General features: G+C 35.2%; 16 protein-coding genes, 1 tRNA gene, 1 other RNA gene and 1 CRISPR repeat array. Of the genes, 11 read left to right on the forward strand and 7 right to left on the reverse strand.

The window, feature by feature from the left end; all coding sequences use genetic code 11:
* Window positions 1-127: 127 nt before the first annotated feature.
* The 3 genes from BKH40_RS04055 to ruvB all read right to left on the reverse strand — a co-directional run bounded on the left by BKH40_RS04055 (window position 128) and on the right by ruvB (window position 4,258).
* Window positions 128-1,567, reverse strand: coding sequence for an amino acid permease (locus tag BKH40_RS04055; RefSeq protein ID WP_219350150.1), 1,440 nt, complete (start codon window positions 1,565-1,567; stop codon window positions 128-130).
* A gap of 83 nt (window positions 1,568-1,650) precedes the next feature.
* Entirely contained in the window at window positions 1,651-2,982 is a 1,332-nt protein-coding gene (locus BKH40_RS04060) for an amino acid permease (RefSeq protein WP_095277220.1), read from the reverse strand.
* Window positions 2,983-3,202: 220 nt separating this feature from the next.
* The gene (ruvB, locus tag BKH40_RS04065; protein ID WP_095277178.1) at window positions 3,203-4,258 is read right to left on the reverse strand and encodes a Holliday junction branch migration DNA helicase RuvB; all 1,056 of its coding nucleotides are present in this window, start codon (window positions 4,256-4,258) and stop codon (window positions 3,203-3,205) included.
* A gap of 127 nt (window positions 4,259-4,385) precedes the next feature.
* Between ruvB and BKH40_RS04070 the strand changes: the two genes are divergently transcribed.
* The 3 genes from BKH40_RS04070 (at window position 4,386) to BKH40_RS04080 (ending at window position 5,968) form a co-directional block, all read left to right on the forward strand.
* A tRNA-Ser gene (locus tag BKH40_RS04070) sits at window positions 4,386-4,476 on the forward strand.
* 242 nt (window positions 4,477-4,718) lie between these two features.
* Window positions 4,719-4,931, forward strand: coding sequence for a hypothetical protein (locus tag BKH40_RS04075; RefSeq protein WP_095277179.1), 213 nt, complete (start codon window positions 4,719-4,721; stop codon window positions 4,929-4,931).
* 701 nt (window positions 4,932-5,632) lie between these two features.
* Entirely contained in the window at window positions 5,633-5,968 is a 336-nt protein-coding gene (locus BKH40_RS04080) for a hypothetical protein (protein WP_095277181.1), read from the forward strand.
* A gap of 59 nt (window positions 5,969-6,027) precedes the next feature.
* Here the strand turns inward: BKH40_RS04080 and BKH40_RS04085 are convergent, their stop codons facing one another.
* The gene (locus BKH40_RS04085; RefSeq protein WP_095277183.1) at window positions 6,028-6,234 is read right to left on the reverse strand and encodes a transcriptional regulator; all 207 of its coding nucleotides are present in this window, start codon (window positions 6,232-6,234) and stop codon (window positions 6,028-6,030) included.
* Window positions 6,235-6,308: 74 nt separating this feature from the next.
* Here BKH40_RS04085 and BKH40_RS04090 point away from each other — a divergent pair, with 74 nt between their 5' ends.
* Both BKH40_RS04090 and BKH40_RS04095 read left to right on the forward strand, forming a co-directional pair.
* On the forward strand, window positions 6,309-6,692 hold the full coding sequence (locus tag BKH40_RS04090; RefSeq protein ID WP_095277184.1) for a hypothetical protein: 384 nt from the start codon (window positions 6,309-6,311) through the stop codon (window positions 6,690-6,692).
* Between the two features lie 156 nt (window positions 6,693-6,848).
* Window positions 6,849-7,160: a hypothetical protein gene (locus BKH40_RS04095; protein WP_095277186.1), complete on the forward strand. Its 312-nt coding sequence runs from the start codon at window positions 6,849-6,851 to the stop codon at window positions 7,158-7,160.
* Between the two features lie 86 nt (window positions 7,161-7,246).
* Here the strand turns inward: BKH40_RS04095 and BKH40_RS08720 are convergent, their stop codons facing one another.
* Window positions 7,247-7,387 carry a hypothetical protein gene (locus BKH40_RS08720; RefSeq protein WP_180675109.1) on the reverse strand — a complete coding sequence of 47 codons (141 nt, stop codon included), beginning with the start codon at window positions 7,385-7,387 and terminating at the stop codon, window positions 7,247-7,249.
* Window positions 7,388-7,744: 357 nt separating this feature from the next.
* Here BKH40_RS08720 and BKH40_RS04100 point away from each other — a divergent pair, with 357 nt between their 5' ends.
* Genes BKH40_RS04100 through BKH40_RS04110 form a run of 3 tightly spaced genes read left to right on the forward strand, consistent with a single transcriptional unit; the run spans window position 7,745 to window position 8,887 of the window.
* Entirely contained in the window at window positions 7,745-8,227 is a 483-nt protein-coding gene (locus BKH40_RS04100) for a hypothetical protein (RefSeq protein ID WP_095277188.1), read from the forward strand.
* A complete protein-coding gene (locus BKH40_RS04105; RefSeq protein ID WP_095277190.1) occupies window positions 8,228-8,575 on the forward strand; it encodes a hypothetical protein in 348 nt (115 codons plus the stop codon).
* A 51-nt stretch (window positions 8,576-8,626) separates the two neighbouring features.
* Window positions 8,627-8,887, forward strand: a complete 261-nt coding sequence (locus tag BKH40_RS04110) for a hypothetical protein (RefSeq protein WP_095277191.1) — start codon at window positions 8,627-8,629, stop codon at window positions 8,885-8,887.
* Between the two features lie 166 nt (window positions 8,888-9,053).
* A CRISPR array of direct repeats spans window positions 9,054-9,551; the repeat unit is 36 nt; unit sequence GTTATAAGAGTCCCCTAAAGTTCTATGTGCTACAAT.
* A 431-nt stretch (window positions 9,552-9,982) separates the two neighbouring features.
* Here the strand turns inward: BKH40_RS04110 and rnpB are convergent.
* Window positions 9,983-10,329: RNase P RNA component class A (gene rnpB, locus BKH40_RS04120), an RNA gene on the reverse strand.
* Between the two features lie 66 nt (window positions 10,330-10,395).
* Between rnpB and BKH40_RS04125 the strand changes: the two genes are divergently transcribed.
* Entirely contained in the window at window positions 10,396-11,478 is a 1,083-nt protein-coding gene (locus BKH40_RS04125) for an efflux RND transporter periplasmic adaptor subunit (RefSeq protein WP_095277193.1), read from the forward strand.
* Between the two features lie 3 nt (window positions 11,479-11,481).
* Window positions 11,482-12,819 (forward strand): ArsS family sensor histidine kinase, encoded by a 1,338-nt coding sequence (locus tag BKH40_RS04130; RefSeq protein WP_257842512.1) that lies wholly within the window; start codon window positions 11,482-11,484, stop codon window positions 12,817-12,819.
* Between the two features lie 14 nt (window positions 12,820-12,833).
* Here BKH40_RS04130 and BKH40_RS04135 read toward each other — a convergent pair whose 3' ends face one another.
* The gene (locus BKH40_RS04135; protein WP_095277194.1) at window positions 12,834-13,823 is read right to left on the reverse strand and encodes a glycosyltransferase family A protein; all 990 of its coding nucleotides are present in this window, start codon (window positions 13,821-13,823) and stop codon (window positions 12,834-12,836) included.
* Window positions 13,824-14,312: 489 nt separating this feature from the next.
* On the opposite strand from BKH40_RS04135, the gene BKH40_RS04145 reads away from it, so the two are divergent.
* On the forward strand, window positions 14,313-14,855 hold the full coding sequence (locus BKH40_RS04145; protein ID WP_095277197.1) for a site-specific integrase: 543 nt from the start codon (window positions 14,313-14,315) through the stop codon (window positions 14,853-14,855).
* Window positions 14,856-15,279 lie beyond the last annotated feature (424 nt).

Consider the following 15,279-nt stretch of genomic DNA (forward strand, 5'->3'; position numbering starts at 1 on the left):
TTCTGACTTTATTTTACCTATATATTACCCACATACATAGTGTGATTTATAAATTCCACACTTTTGGAATCTACTTTTAACTAAATGCTAACATGCCTTAATATTTGACTGCCTCAAAAAGGCCAAACTAAGACTTAAGCTCGCCTCTTTTTTTCTTTCTTTTATGCTGTAAGTAATAGCCTATATAGCAAATAGCAGTAAAGACTATAGTTCCATAGATAGCATATCTTTGCTCAGCATCATACATAGACCCAATAATTGAAGCTGCACAAAGCACTAGGGCGATTATTGGCGTATAGGGCATAAAAGGAGTTTTGTAAGGAAGGGAGTTAAGGTCGCCTCCACTTCTTACAAAGTGGCGTCTAAAGTTAAGCTGGGATAAACTTATAGCCATCCAAGTGACTATGGCAGTAAAGCCACTTATGTTAATTAAAAGCTTAAATATAGTCTCTGGCTCATAGACTTTAGAAAGAAGGGCGATTATCCCTCCTATCATAGAAACTATAACTGCAACTACTGGAATCCCGCGTTTGTTTACATAGGCAAAAATAGGCGGTATAGTCTTTTTCTCTCCTAATGCATAAAGCATCCTAGCACTTGCATAAAGCCCAGAGTTACTAACTGAAAATATAGCCATGATAATGACAAAGTTCATAATATCAGGCGCATATGGAATCCCAATATCACTAAGGACTGTAACAAAAGGACTTTGAGATGAAGAAGCCTCTTTACTAGGAAGTAAAGTAGCTATAATGAAAATAGACCCTACAAAAAAGACTACTAGTCTCCATAAAGTCGCATTAATCGCAGCAGGCATGGCTTTTTGTGGATTTTTGGTCTCGCCTACTGCTACACCTATAACCTCAGTGCCAGAAAAAGCAAAGTTAACCGCCAAGATTACCACTAAAACCGCACTTATGCCATGCGGAAAGATTCCATCTTTATAAAAGTTAGCAAAGGTATAGCTAAAACTGAAATCATGAGTTATAAACCTATGTGCTATAGCCACTATGCCTATAACTAAAAAGATGATAACTACAGCTACTTTTATAGATGAGAAGATAAACTCACCCTCACCAAAGATTTTAACTGTATAGATATTTAAAGCAAAGATTATGATTCCAAAGATTAATGCAAAGACCCAAACATCTATATGGGGAAACCACCTCTGCATCAAAAAGCCTACAGCGGTAAACTCACCTCCTAAAGCAGCAACCCAAGTAAGCCAATAAAGCCACGCTACAACATAGCCCGTGCTTGGACTTATAAATCTATGTGCATACTCACCAAAGCTAGAAGTGTGGGGAAGATAAGAGCTAAGCTCTCCAAGAGATAACATAACTGAATAGATGATAATAGCCCCTAAAAAGTAAGCTATGATAGTACCTACAGGACCAGCTTGGAAGAGGTTTTCTCCGCTTGCTACAAAAAGCCCTGTGCCTATAACGCCTCCAAAGGCTATCATCATTAAATGTCTTTTGGTAAGACTTCTTTTAAAGGAATCTTGTGCTGTAAAGTCTTTAATCTTTTGATTAGAGTAGTCCTTCTTCCTTTGCTCCTTCTCCATTACCTACCTTTAAAAGTTCAAATTGGCTTGCATTATATAGAAAAGATTCTAAAAAGATGAAAATCTATGCACAAGACCCATGCCTACACTCTATCTTTTTTTCCAAACTTGGTTTGTGCAAAGTAGCCTATAAGACAAACTATACTAAAGCCTATAGTTGCATAAATAGCATATCTTTGCTCAACATCAAAAAAAGACCCAACTATCGCTGCAAGGCATAAAATGATGGCAATTATGGGAGTATAAGGCATAAAAGGAGTTTTATAAGGCAAGGACTTTATGTCTCCTCCTTCACGCACAAACTTACGCCTAAAGTTAAGCTGAGATAAGCTTATAGCCATCCATGCTATAAGGGTTGCAAACCCACTTACATTAATCAAAAGTAAAAATACACTTTCAGGTTCATAGATCTTAGATAAGAGGGCTAAGATACCTCCTATCATGGAGAATATCACTCCATAAATCGGTATACCTCTCTTAGTAGTCTTACCAAAAAAAGCAGGGATGGTTTTTTTCTTACTTAGAGTAAAAAGCATCCTAGAGCTTGCCCAAAGCCCAGAGTTAGCCACTGAAAATATAGCCATAATAATAACAAAGTTCATAATATCAGCCGCATATGGAATCCCAACATCACTTAGCACACTAACAAAAGGGCTTTTAGTAACTGCTGCTTCACTAGAAGGTAGTAAGGTAGCTATCACAAAAACTGAGCCTATAAAAAAGACAGCTAGGCGCCATAAGGTTGCATTAATAGCTGAAGGCATGACTTTTTGAGGATTCTTAGTCTCACCTATAGCTACGCCTATAGATTCAGTCCCAGAAAAGGCAAAAGTAACTGCTAGGATGACCATTAAAACAGCACTTAGTCCATGAGGAAAAACTCCATCTTTATAAAAGTTAGCAAAGGTATAGCTAAAACTAAAATCATGAGTTATAAGCTTATGCACTATTGCTACTACACCTATTATAAGAAAGGCTATCACTGCTATAACTTTTACAAAAGAAAAGATAAACTCTCCCTCTGCAAAAAGCTTTACTGTGAATATATTTAATAAAAATATGATGATTCCAAAGATTAGTGCAAACACCCAAACATCAATGTAGGGAAACCACCTTTGCATCAAAAAGCCTATAGCTGTGAACTCACTCCCTATGGCCACTATCCAGTTAAGCCAGTAAAGCCACACCACCACGTAGCCAACACTAGGAGAGATAAAGTTATGTGCATACTCTCCAAAACTAGAACCATTAGGAAAATAAGAGCTTAACTCCCCAAGACTAAGCATAACTGTATAGATGATAAGTGCACCTACAGCGTAAGATATAAGTGCACCTAGTGGACCAGCTTGAGAAAGATTATCCCCGCTTGCGACAAAAAGCCCTGTGCCTATAACGCCTCCAAAAGCTATCATCATAAGATGACGTTTTGTTAGTTTGCGCTGTAAGTTACTATCTTGTGTAGTATCATTTTTAAGGCTTTCTATACTTGTGTGTTTTTTCCCTGCAGCGTTATTGCTTCCCAACTTCTACCCTTATAAAACTTAAACTATAAAATACGTGAATGTAAAAACATTATATAAAAAAGATTCTAAAACTAACTAGGCTAGATAAGATTCTACTTAAAATCTTAGCTAGCTATAAAAGCCTGCCATTAAGACTAGGAATCTTACAAACTTCATAGGTTTTAAAAGTAGCTATACGCCCTTTTGCAGTTCTTTCCAAAAAGCCATTAGCTAGCAAATAAGGCTCTATAACATCTTCGATAGTGCCTTCATCTTCACTCATAAAAGCAGCGATAGCACTTAGACCTATGGGGCGATTTTGTGCATTAGCAAGTAAGGTTAGATACTTTAAGTCTAGCTCATCAAATCCTAGCTCATTAACCCCTAACTCATCTAAGGCGTGGCGTGCTAAGTCATAGTCTATACTATCTTTTTCAGCAACATCAGCATAGTCTCTTATACGCCTTAAAAGCCTTAAAGCTATACGTGGTGTGCCACGTGATCTTTTTGCTATCTCGCTTGCTGCTTTAGAATCTATTGCCTTATTAAGCTTGATGCTAGCTTTTTCTATGATAAGGCTTAACTCATCTTGATTGTAAAACTGCATCCTAAAGTTCATGCCAAATCTATCCCTTAGCGGATTAGAAAGCATGCCCGCCCTTGTAGTAGCACCTATTAAGGTAAAAGGAGCAAGGTCTATCTTTATAGTCTGGGCAGCTGGGCCACTGCCTATGATGATATCAAGCCTATAGTCTTCCATAGCCGGATAAAGTATCTCTTCTATAGCTGGGCTTAAGCGGTGGATCTCATCTATGAAAAGTATATCGCCTTCATTTAGATTAGTCATTATGGCTGCTAGGTCGCCTGACTTTTCTATCATGGGGGCGGCACTTACTTTTATGTTGGCATTCATCTCATTAGCCACTATGTAGCTAAGGGTAGTTTTACCAAGTCCTGGAGGGCCAAAAAAGAGGATATGATCTAGACACTCTGCTTTGTTATTCCCTTCTTTTTGACCTTTTTGACGTCTTTTTTTGGCAGCACTGATTGATACTTGGAGATTTTTTTTAATCTGTTCTTGCCCTATGAAGTCATCCCAAAGACTTGGGCGTAAAGTGCTTTCTTGCTCGCTTTCTAGTTTAGTGCTTTCAACTAGCTCATTTCTATCTATGATGGAAAGTTTTTCCATGTCTTATCTCCTTGAAAGCAGCTTATATCTTTAAGGAGACAATTATAGCAGCCGCCAAATTAAGGTTCTTTTAAAAGTTTATCTGATATATTCTCAGTCTTTTTTTACTAAATAAAAGCTACCAGATGGACAGGTGGGTGAGTTGGCTTAAACCACATCCCTGCTAAGGATGCGTAGTCGCAAGATTACCGAGGGTTCGAATCCCTCCTTGTCCGCCAGTATAAAATCCCCTTTAAACTTAATCTTAGCTTAAAACATCACGCAGGGCAACTTTGAAAATTAATAGTTGTATTATTAACTTCTTAGCCATCTTGTTTTACTCCTTTAATTTAAGATTCTATCTAGTTGATATAAAAACAATATAATTATATATTAAAATGATTATGAAGTTCAGGCTTTTTCATCATATGCATATAAAAATACTATAATATACGTGTATAAAATATAAAAAGGTTAAAAGATGGATAAAGACGCACTAACTACTAGATTAATAGAGCTAGGTATAAGTAAAAAAGACTTCTCAGATTTAGCCAACATCTCTTATAACACAGTTAATAACTGGAATAATGATACTAAGCCAGTCCCTGCTTGGGTTGAACCCTTTTTATACTACTACGAGAGGGCTAAAAGGTTTGATGAGGTTATAGATATGCTTAAAAAGTATGGGGGATAAAGATATAAAAGATATTAAAAAACCATTAAAGCATCCTTTTCAAACCTGCTTAAGCCTCTTTTAGACTTTTACAACTACATAGCTAGATTAAAAGTACTACAAAATGGAGATCTTAAGCACTAGATTCTAAGCCACCTTAGCCCACGCGGGTATATCAGTGCAGATTCTTAGATCTTTTAGCTTTTTTAGTTGATTATCTAGGGCACTTGTATCTACCCCAAAGGGCGTGCAAGCTTCTAGCTCTATGGCTAGGTTTTCATTGGTGTTTGTGTCTTTTGGGTTATAACAAGCCTTTATACATATTGATGGTACAAATTATTATAAGAATCCTCTAAAGTTCTATGTGTTATAACAGGATTTGTCATGTATTCCCAGCCTTCTTTGTTATAAGAAGTTTGCAACGCTAGGACTTGGAGTTAGATAAAGCCAAGCTAACTTTTATAACTTTTCTTGCCTTATTGACCTCTTGGCCTGCTCTATTATATTTTCTGTTCTCTTATATAACCATATTATAAATCCTATATACCACTTAACTACATAAAAAGCCATAACTAGCAACACAAGAAAAACCAAAAACACTATGTATGCAGTTACTATCCACATATTTTCTCCTTTTCACAACCTCTAGGACTTTTTAAAAAAATCCATTCATCCTTTTAATCTTTATCATTACTATAAATACTACCTAAAAGAGCAAAAAGATGCAAAGTGAACTAACCTTAAAACTAAAGCCAGACTTTGATGATCTAAGTAAAGCTATAAATAGAGTTACTAGGGCTACAGGGGCTAATCTAACTAATACTTTAAGCGATTCTATAAAGAAAGCTACTAGCAACTTAAATACTAACTTAAGTTTACGCAATATCTTTTCTAAAGAAGTAGGAGAGCTAAACAAACGTAAAGCCCATTTAGGAACACCCCTTACTCCTCTAGCCCAGTCACTCACACTTGATCTATCAACACCTATAGCTCTTTTAAAACACTTGCATCTAACATCTCTTGCCTTTAAATATGAAAATATTCTTAATTATAAATAAAAGGGGGATGAATGCATTTTAAACACATTTATACTTATTAAAATGGATACTTAAAGTTTTTACAACGATGCTAGTTTAGATTTAAGCTCTTCTAGCTCCTTTTCTTTTAAAAGAAGTGTAAACATAACGCTAGCCCACTTTGGAAGCTTCCCTTCCTCTCTAGCCCAAAGTCCTACAGTGTTTTCAGTAACTCCTATTTTTTTTGCCAGCTTCCTTTGTGTTATGCCCTCAGTTTCTAAAAGCTCTATTAAAGGTACAAAAAGCATATAGAGCTAGAAGGGATAAACTAGAAGTTAGTATCTACTCTTTAAAAACTCCCCTTTCTATAAACAACTTTAAGATGAAACCAACTAAAGGTGGAACTAATGTCGAGATACAAAAAGGTACTAGGACTTTTTTTAAAAGTGGCTTTGTAGTAGATAAAGACAAAGGAGTATCTGTGTATGCAAGCAGGATAGATAAAAAAACAGGGAAATTAAAAACTAAAGGCAGGGGTGGACGCTTTTTTGCCACCAAAGACCCTAACTCTAATCACGGCTTTGAAGCAAAAAAAGCAAAACTTTATAGATATGAGAGTATAAAAGGACATAACCGCAGAAGCAGCAAATATGACGAGGTTAGCTATCTTTACACTAAGTCTTTTGAACTTATAGCAAATGACACTAAAACTAAGCTTATAAAAGAGGCAGTAAAGATTTTTAAAGCAGAACCTAGCAAGGAGTAAAAGATGGAAGAAACTTATATAGCAATGCAAGGAGAAGCTAAGATAGATAAGTTTAGTATCTCTCAAGTTAATCACAATGTAAGCTCACAAGGCTGGGATATGAGTCTAACTTTGGAGTAGGAAAATATGCTAGAATGGCATATTAAGGAGTCATATATGATTTTAACCCTAGTGATATTAGTTATTATCGCTTTCTTGCCTTCTATATTTGTATTTTTCTACTCTGCAATAAAGGAGGGGCTAAAGCATGCAAAAGAAACACAAGAAAAAAGACTTCCTAATCCTAAACACAAAAAACTTAATATGTGGTTTAATTCTATAGCATCTATAGTTTCGCTAGTGCTTGTTTTAAGCTCTTTTGCACTAGGTCTACCTCACTACATCACCATACTTTTTTTATACTCTTGCTTATGTTTTACAGGGCTTTTTATCTACTCAATATATCTAAAAATAAAGACAAAAGAGTAGGGTCAAAACACTAGCTATATAAAAGCTAATGGGCTTTTATATAAACAAAAACAAGGCGTTAGCTTCCTTGCTTTGTACAAGATTTTTTAATAAATCTTTTTTAGAACTATGCCCTTACTTAAGCTTTTACTTAGTTTTTCTCCTAAAGTAGCAGTTTGCCTATCAAACTGATGCAGGCTTTTAGTAAGTGTGCTTATATCTGCGGTTATGTTTAAAGTTACTGCCATTTTTATATCCTTTTATGCTTTCTCTTCCATCTTTGCTTTTTTATATCAAACTTTTTACCTTGCAGCAGTTTATAAATTAGATAGAGACCATTTAAAACTTCACTGCTTATATCTTTTACTTCTTTTTTGCTAAGCATGTGGCTATATCTACTCAAAGTTAGCACTCATGCTCCAGCTTTCAGGGCTTAAAGTATGGCTTACTTGGGTTAGTAAGTAGCGCTTAATTTCCCCTCTTAACTTTAGATCTAAAAAAGCCCCTGCAAAGATAACCCCTCCTACTTTTGTAAAGCTTCCTTTAGTTAGTCCCTCACTAAGCCCAAACCTAATTTAGAAAATATAGCCTTTTATAAAGCAAAGATGATACTGCTAAATGACTATGACCCAAAACCTTTAACTAAACTTTTAAGTAAAAAGATAACTACCTATCTAAAGGCTAATGAAGTAAAAGACCCAGAAGGCTTTAAGGCCTGTGCTAGATTTAATATATTTAACAATCTTTATGATGATGGCAAAACCATCGCCATAGACTTTTTGTTAAATAACTGCAAGTTTGATGATAAAAGCAACCTAAAAGCCTACCAAAATATAGATGCCTTTAAAGAATTTATAAGCCTAAGTAAAGAAAAACTCCCTAGCAGTAAAGATATAACCTTAAGTGGGGTTAATGTAAATAGGCAAGGTGTGCTAACTATAGCCCTACTAAGAAAAGGGGAGTGCTCTAAAAGATTTCCTTCCGCCTCTTGCAAAGATGCCTTTGTAAGAAAGTTTGATAATGGAGGGATGGTATTTTCATACAAAGGTAATATTATGGGTGTTGGTGTGCCAAGTGGGACTTACTAAGTGTTAGTCAACACAAAAACACTAGCTAGCTTGCTAAGTCTTACTGACAGGCATGTGTACAATCTTGAAAAAGCAGGAGTGCTTAGCAAAGAAGAAAAAGATGCTTGGGATGTAAAAAAGTGTTTTAGTGCTTATCTAAACTATAAGATAAATCTTGAAAATATAACTGGTGATATGGGCAAGATAAAACTAAAACGTGAGTTAGCAGAGGCAAGATTAAAAGAGCTAGCTTTTAAGGTGCAAACTAAAAAGCTAGTAGATATAGACACTGTGAGTAATACGTGGAGTGATATAAGTAATGTTGTAACTCACAAGCTTTATGATTTGCCAGTTATAAGAATCTCCTAAAGTCTTACATGTTATAATGAGAAGGAAAACCGAAAAGAACACTTAGATAAGATGAGCGAAAAAATGCTTCACAATAACTTAGAGCAAATAAAAAAGACAATTAATAAATTACAAAATAAAATAAAGAGCACTAACAAAAAAATAAAAAATTACACAAAGGCTGAGCAAGCTATCAGACAAGCTTTGTTATTTAGACTTCAGACCCCAACAGATGAAACTGTAGAATATATAAAAAATTCACAGACTACAGATTATCACGATCATGATGAATTATTAGAAGATTTGCAAAATGAAAACAGGCAAGAAAGCTAATTTATGTGAGAGCTGAATATCCAAAATACTTACGTAAAAGATTTAAAATTAGTGATCAAACAAAGATGGGACGTAGAATCCATCAAACAAGTGGTTGATTCTTTGATGCAAGATGATGTATTAGACAAAAGGCTAAAAAACCATCAGCTAATTGGAGAGCAAGGGAGTTATAAGAGTCCCCTAAAGTTCTATGTGCTACAATAAAAGCAATGATTGACTGGGACTGCTATGAGTTATAAGAGTCCCCTAAAGTTCTATGTGCTACAATAATTGAAATGCTCCATTTTAAAAGTTTCAGGTTATAAGAGTCCCCTAAAGTTCTATATGCTACAATTTTCGATGAGCTGTTTAGACTTAGCAACATGTTATAAGAGTCCCCTAAAGTTCTATATGCTACAATCTCCCAAAATGGTCAAATTCAGATTATGTAGTTATAAGAGTCCCCTAAAGTTCTATGTGCTACAATTATAAAAAATTTTAATTTTTATACAAAAAGGTTATAAGAGTCCCCTAAAGTTCTATGTGCTACAATGCAGTTGTTAGTTTTGTGACTTGCACTTTGGTTATAAGAGTCCCCTAAAGTTCTATGTGCTACAATCGTTCTAGCTCCCCACCACTAAGACTAGGAGTTATAAGAGTCCCCTAAAGTTCTATGTGCTACAATACATGTCGGACTTAAGCCCGTAATTTAGGGCTTTGAAAGCATATTTTTAAAGCTTAAAGTAGTTTTAAACTTTAAAATGCTACAGTTAAAGCCTCCAAATGTAGAACTTTAGGGGACTCTTATAATAAGACTTAAGATTTTAAAGTCTTAAGTCGCACACACGTGGTTTAAGACCACGGTTTTCTTAAAGCCAAGGCCTTAGGGTTTTGTCTTTAAGATACTTTAATATTTTTATCTTTCTATCATTACAGCTATCATCATCACAGACATTACAAGCGTGAGATTATACCCCAAGACAAACCTAACTAGATCTAATAAAGTATTAATTAACTATCAAATAGATGCATGCAGATATAAACTACAAATCCAAAGATGGTATCAAAAATGACGTAAATATGGCTTTTATAAAAAGTAGATTCTATGTAAGCAAGAACCTAGGAGTAGCTATAAGCCGAGTTCTGTATTAGGCAATCATTTATCTTCTTCTTTATCTCGCGATAAAGCTTTAGCGAATAGCTTTAATATTAAGACTTATTTAACCTGCTATTCTTGCTACGGATTGGGTTTACATGGCATTTATAATTGCTTATAAATCGGTAGGCTCTTACCCTGCCTTTTCACCCTTACTTTATGAAATCTAGATTCTATAAAGCGGTATATTTCTGTTGCACTTTCCCTTAGTTTACACTAGCCATTTGTTAAATGGAATCCTAAGTCTTTGTAGCTCGGACTTTCCTCTAGTGCTTAAAAGCATACTAGCGATTGCTTGCTACTCCTAGTGGTGCAAAGTTTAGCAAAAAAAGGCTAAACTTGGGGAATTAGAAAAAACTTACTTAGAGATGACATGCAAGCAAACACTATCTTCAAACTCCTAACTTTTGGAATCTTACTTTTTGGAGTAGCTTTCTCGCGCCCAGTCCTAGTAAAAACTACTCCTATTAAAGAAGGTTCTTTAGAAAAGCAAAGCGTTTTCATAGGCACTATCAACTACAAAGAAAGCTCACAAGTCGCCTCACAAAGGCAAGGTGTAGTTCAAGACTTGAGATTTAGCGTTGGAGAGAGGGTTAAAAAAGGTCAAGTTTTAGTAAGTCTTAATACTGACGTACTGCAAAAAGAGCTTGAAGTCAAAGAAGCAAAGATCGAAGAGGCAAAGTTCCAAGCCCAAAAGATTATAAACGAAGTAGCAAGGTATAAAAACTTACTTGATGAAGACGCTATAGCACTTCAGCAGTATGAAAACTTAGAGTTTGAGTTAAAAGCCAAGATGGCAAGTATCACTAGCTTACAAGCAGACTATGACTTATCTAAAGAGGAACTTACTCAGATGGATATAAAAGCTCCCTTTGATGGCATAGTTATAAATAGACTTACAAACGTCGGCCAGTGGCTAAAGGTAGGAGACCCAGTAGCACTTATACTAAATACATCTCATATAGAAGTTATAGTCTATGTGCCAAGTAATATAGCAAAGTTTCAACGCATAGGCTCTAAAGTTAATATGGATATAGATAACAAACACTATCTAGGCAGGATAACAGCCCTTATACCACGGGCTGATGAGCTTTCGCGCACCTTCCCTATACATATATCTTTGCCTTATAGACCAAACTTTCTAGATGGCATGGCTGTAGAAGTAAGGCTTAATACTGAAGGGCTAGTTAGCGGCTACCTCGTGCCAAGAGATAGTGTTGTTGAGTATCAAGGAAGAACAGTTATTTTTATAGTGCAAAATGGCAGATCAAGGGCAGTTAATGTCAGTGTGCTTTCATTACAAGAAAAGATAGCTGTAGTGCAAGGAAGTATGAGAAACAAAAACTTAGTAGTCATAAGTGGTCAAGATAGACTGCAAGATAATATAGAAGTACAAGTACAGCCTTCCCATCCCACAAAACCAAGTCATACACAAAAAGCTATAAAAAAGGGCTAGATTTTGAGACACTCTATATTTTTCACTATTAATGTTTTATTTTTGGTGGCATTAGTGCTTTTTCTTACTTTTTCTTACTTTTATGCCCACGTCCAGCCTGAAGTTGAAAGCCTAAGACAGTATAACAACATAGCAGCTTCTATAAACCGCCTTTTAAAGTATGACGCTAGTATAGATGAGATAAGGGCGTATCTTAAAAATATAAACTTTGTAGAGATAAAAGACATAAGGGATAAGATGAAGCTAGAGCTTCCTTCCATCATGCCCTACTCTTTAGATAGACGCGCAAGTGTCAAAATCTTACAAGTTTATAATGACATCTATATCTTGATACAAACTCATAGAGATATATTTGTCTATAAAGATTCCACGCACTTTTCGTGGTCTAGATATCAGATAATAACTCTTATAGGAGTTTTAGCCCTTTTACTAACTTACTTCTTACTTGTAAAAAGACTTTTGCCACTTAGAATCTTACGCCACGACATAGTGCAAGCCTCAAGGGGTGGGACTATAAAAGAAGTGGATATGAGCCTTTATCAAAAAGATGAGATAGGGCAGCTTGCCTTAAGCTTTAACATGGCAGTTAATAGGATAAAAGCACTTAATCAGTCCCGCGAGCTTTTCTTAAGAAGCATCATGCACGAGCTTAAAACTCCCATCACAGTAGGCAGGATAACTGCTGAGATGTTACAAGATCAAAAGCAAAAAGAAAGACTTTGCAAAGTCTTTGAAAGGCTTAATCAGCTTATAGATGAGTTTGCTAGGGTAGAAGAGCTAGCTAGTAAGAGTTATAACTTAAATAAAAGTGAGTTTTTACTAGTAGACCTAATAAGCTTTGTAAAAAAGATGCTTTTAATAGACGCACTTAATGACCCAATAGAGCTAGAAGAAAACAACGACTTGATAAAAGCAGACTTTGAGCTTTTTGCCTTAAGCGTTAAAAACCTACTTGATAACGCCATAAAGTACAGTACTGATGGCAAGGTTAAAGTTAAAAGTTCTAAGTGCGACCTCATAATCTCTAATCTTGGTGAGCCTTTAAAGATGAGCTTAAATGAGTACTTTAAGCCCTACTTCAAAGAGAAGAAAAACCCTAACTCTAAAGGCTTTGGCTTAGGTATGTATATAATCAAAAATACACTAGATGCCCAAGACTTAAAGATAGAGTACAACTATAAAGATGGCACAAACTACTTCATCATAAAAGACTGCATAGTGGAATCTTTTTGTGCCCTTCCTAGTAAAGAAGGAAAAGCTAAAGACACTAAAACTCAAAGCGCCAAAAGAAGAGATGGCAAAGGCAAAGATTCTAAAGGCTTAGAAGACTTTGATATCTAAGATACCCAAAGCCTTTAAATGGCTATCTTGCCAAGACTTATAATGTATAAGCCAATGCGCATAAAAGTCTGCCACTTTACATAGTACCTAAGAGACTTAATACAAGCTTTTATGTAAGCTAGTTTAAAAGCATCATATCTATACTCTAACTCTATAACTGACTTAAGGATGTTTTGCGCTCTAGTTTTAGATTCTAAAAAATACCTATTAGCATTAATAGCTTTTATGGAATCTAGCCTATTAAACTCATCTATAACAGCTTTTAAATCCTCTACTTTTTTAGCTGTGCTTAAAGCGTCTCTCTTTCTAGTTATGGAGCTTGCACTCTCGCAGTAGATATAAAAACGCCCTTTAACGCCTATGCTTTTTTTAGCTAGTGAAAGCACTATGAAAGTTTTTAGGGCATCTTCTGCCATCTTTAGTCTAGGCATATCTTCCATATAAGCTAAGGCTTCTTGCAAAAGGTCTTTTCTAAATAGCTTAGCCCCTATCTGCCAAGGTGGAGTAGCACAGTCTAAAAACACAGCCTTTAATACATCATCACCTTTTTTTGTATCAAGTACTACTTTTGGTGAGACCCTCTTCCAAGTCTTTGGATGATACTCCATACCAAAAAAGATAGCATCAACTACTTGTCCATCTTGTGCTAAGGAATCTAAAATCTTTGCCTTTAAAACCTCACAAGCTTGCAACTCTATATAGTCATCAGCATCTAGAAATGCTATATACTCTCCCCTTGCTTGCTTTATACCTTCTAGTCTTGCGTGAAAAGTGCCTAAATTGCTTGCATTACTAACTATGCTTATACGAGGGTCTTTAGCAGCATAGCCCTTAACTAGGCTAATAGAACAATCACTAGAACAGTCATCAACTACTATCACTTCTATGTCTTTTAGACTTTGGTTGATGCAAGATTGTAAAGTTCGCTCTATATAGCTTTCTGCATTAAAAACTGGGATGATGATGGAGATAAAGATTCTATCTTTAGGGTTTGTATCTTGCATGGATTATCTTACCTAACTAGCCTATTAGTTTATTTATATTTGCGGAATCTTTTAGCAACACTCTTTTTTTATGTGTCTAAGCCTTAAGCTAGTGCTAATGGTAGCAAAATCTATTAGCATATACATAAGCTTTCTTAGCCTAAAGACGCATATCAAAAAAAGATATAAATGGATTTTCATAGCTTTTGTAAATGTTTTAGCCAAGCTTTTAACGCTTGGCATTTCTATAGCCACTAATACTAGCGATTCTTTTTTTAACTTAATATATTTTTATTTTAAAGCTACTTTGGTCTCTTTTAAAAGTCTAGCTAGATTAAAATATACTTTCAAAGCAACTTTTAGATTCCATATTTAATAGTTGTAATTATCATATTTTCTAAACCTGCAAGATTTAAAGCCACTCAAAGCCACTCTTAGTATCTTAAATCTACTCTTTTAATATTTAGCCCAACCCCCCTCTTTAGAATTAGAATTTTAAGGAGAAAAGTTATGAATGTAGTAGAGCCTATAAAAAATAAAAAAGACTTACAGAGGATAGAAGCAAGACTTGCATTAAGAAATAAGCGAGATTTACTGATGTTTGAACTAGGTATAAATAGTGGACTTAGAATCTCAGATATTTTAAAGCTAAATATAAAAGATGTGCGTAGTCAAACCCATATACATCTTGTAGAAAAAAAGACTAAAAAGGTTAAACGCTTCCCCTTAAACCAAAAAGTGAAAGGCTTAATCCAGTCTTTTATAGAAGGTAGATATGATGATGAGCCACTTTTTAAGACGAAGTTTAATAATAGGCTTGATAGATTCCAAGCATATAAGATAGTTAGCAAAGCCTGCAAAGATGTAGGCATAAAACAAAAGATAGGAACTCACTCCTTACGTAAAACCTTTGGTTACCACCACTATCAGCAGTTTAAAGACTTAGCCATCTTACAGCGCATCTTTAATCACGCCCAAGCAAGCACTACGCTTAGATATATAGGCATAGATCAAGAAGAGATAGATAAAAGCTATAGCAGTTTTGTACTATAGTGCTTTAAGCTTTAGTGTTTAGAATCTAAACACTATCACACCACATAATAGGTATTGTGTGGTGTTTTCCTACTTAAGATTAGCAAAAATTGTAGCACATTTTGTGTCATAGATAAAAAATATAAACATTTGCTAATTTATTAACAAATAAGATTCTATATTTTCCCATAAGTTTAGTCTCACAGGCTAAATCTTGATACATTTTCTCTCCACGTTTTACTTGCTAGTAGCAATTATCCACGTTTTTAAAAACCTAGCACCACACAATACCTATTGTGTGGTGTAGTGAGGTAAATCATGCAAAAACTAATCATCCAAGCAGGGGGTCGTGGCACAAGGCTAGAAGGTCTGACTAGAAATAAACCTAAGTGCTTAGTCCCAGTAGACAACCTCCCTATAATCTTTCATATCTTTAAACATTTTC

It is taken from the genome of Helicobacter sp. 11S02629-2 (genome assembly GCF_002272875.1).
In the GTDB taxonomy this organism is placed as follows: domain Bacteria; phylum Campylobacterota; class Campylobacteria; order Campylobacterales; family Helicobacteraceae; genus Helicobacter_I.

Excerpts from the sequence above, each read along its gene's own strand:
- BKH40_RS04055 (WP_219350150.1), bottom strand. The coding sequence starts at position 1,567 with ATGGAGAAGGAGCAAAGGAAGAAGGACTACTCTAATCAAAAGATTAAA.
- BKH40_RS04060 (WP_095277220.1), bottom strand. The coding sequence starts at position 2,982 with ATGATGATAGCTTTTGGAGGCGTTATAGGCACAGGGCTTTTTGTCGCA.
- ruvB (WP_095277178.1), bottom strand. The coding sequence starts at position 4,258 with ATGGAAAAACTTTCCATCATAGATAGAAATGAGCTAGTTGAAAGCACT.
- BKH40_RS04075 (WP_095277179.1), top strand. The coding sequence starts at position 4,719 with ATGGATAAAGACGCACTAACTACTAGATTAATAGAGCTAGGTATAAGT.
- BKH40_RS04080 (WP_095277181.1), top strand. The coding sequence starts at position 5,633 with ATGCAAAGTGAACTAACCTTAAAACTAAAGCCAGACTTTGATGATCTA.
- BKH40_RS04085 (WP_095277183.1), bottom strand. The coding sequence starts at position 6,234 with ATGCTTTTTGTACCTTTAATAGAGCTTTTAGAAACTGAGGGCATAACA.
- BKH40_RS04090 (WP_095277184.1), top strand. The coding sequence starts at position 6,309 with ATGAAACCAACTAAAGGTGGAACTAATGTCGAGATACAAAAAGGTACT.
- BKH40_RS04095 (WP_095277186.1), top strand. The coding sequence starts at position 6,849 with ATGATTTTAACCCTAGTGATATTAGTTATTATCGCTTTCTTGCCTTCT.
- BKH40_RS08720 (WP_180675109.1), bottom strand. The coding sequence starts at position 7,387 with ATGGCAGTAACTTTAAACATAACCGCAGATATAAGCACACTTACTAAA.
- BKH40_RS04100 (WP_095277188.1), top strand. The coding sequence starts at position 7,745 with ATGATACTGCTAAATGACTATGACCCAAAACCTTTAACTAAACTTTTA.
- BKH40_RS04110 (WP_095277191.1), top strand. The coding sequence starts at position 8,627 with ATGAGCGAAAAAATGCTTCACAATAACTTAGAGCAAATAAAAAAGACA.
- BKH40_RS04125 (WP_095277193.1), top strand. The coding sequence starts at position 10,396 with ATGCAAGCAAACACTATCTTCAAACTCCTAACTTTTGGAATCTTACTT.
- BKH40_RS04135 (WP_095277194.1), bottom strand. The coding sequence starts at position 13,823 with ATGCAAGATACAAACCCTAAAGATAGAATCTTTATCTCCATCATCATC.
- BKH40_RS04145 (WP_095277197.1), top strand. The coding sequence starts at position 14,313 with ATGAATGTAGTAGAGCCTATAAAAAATAAAAAAGACTTACAGAGGATA.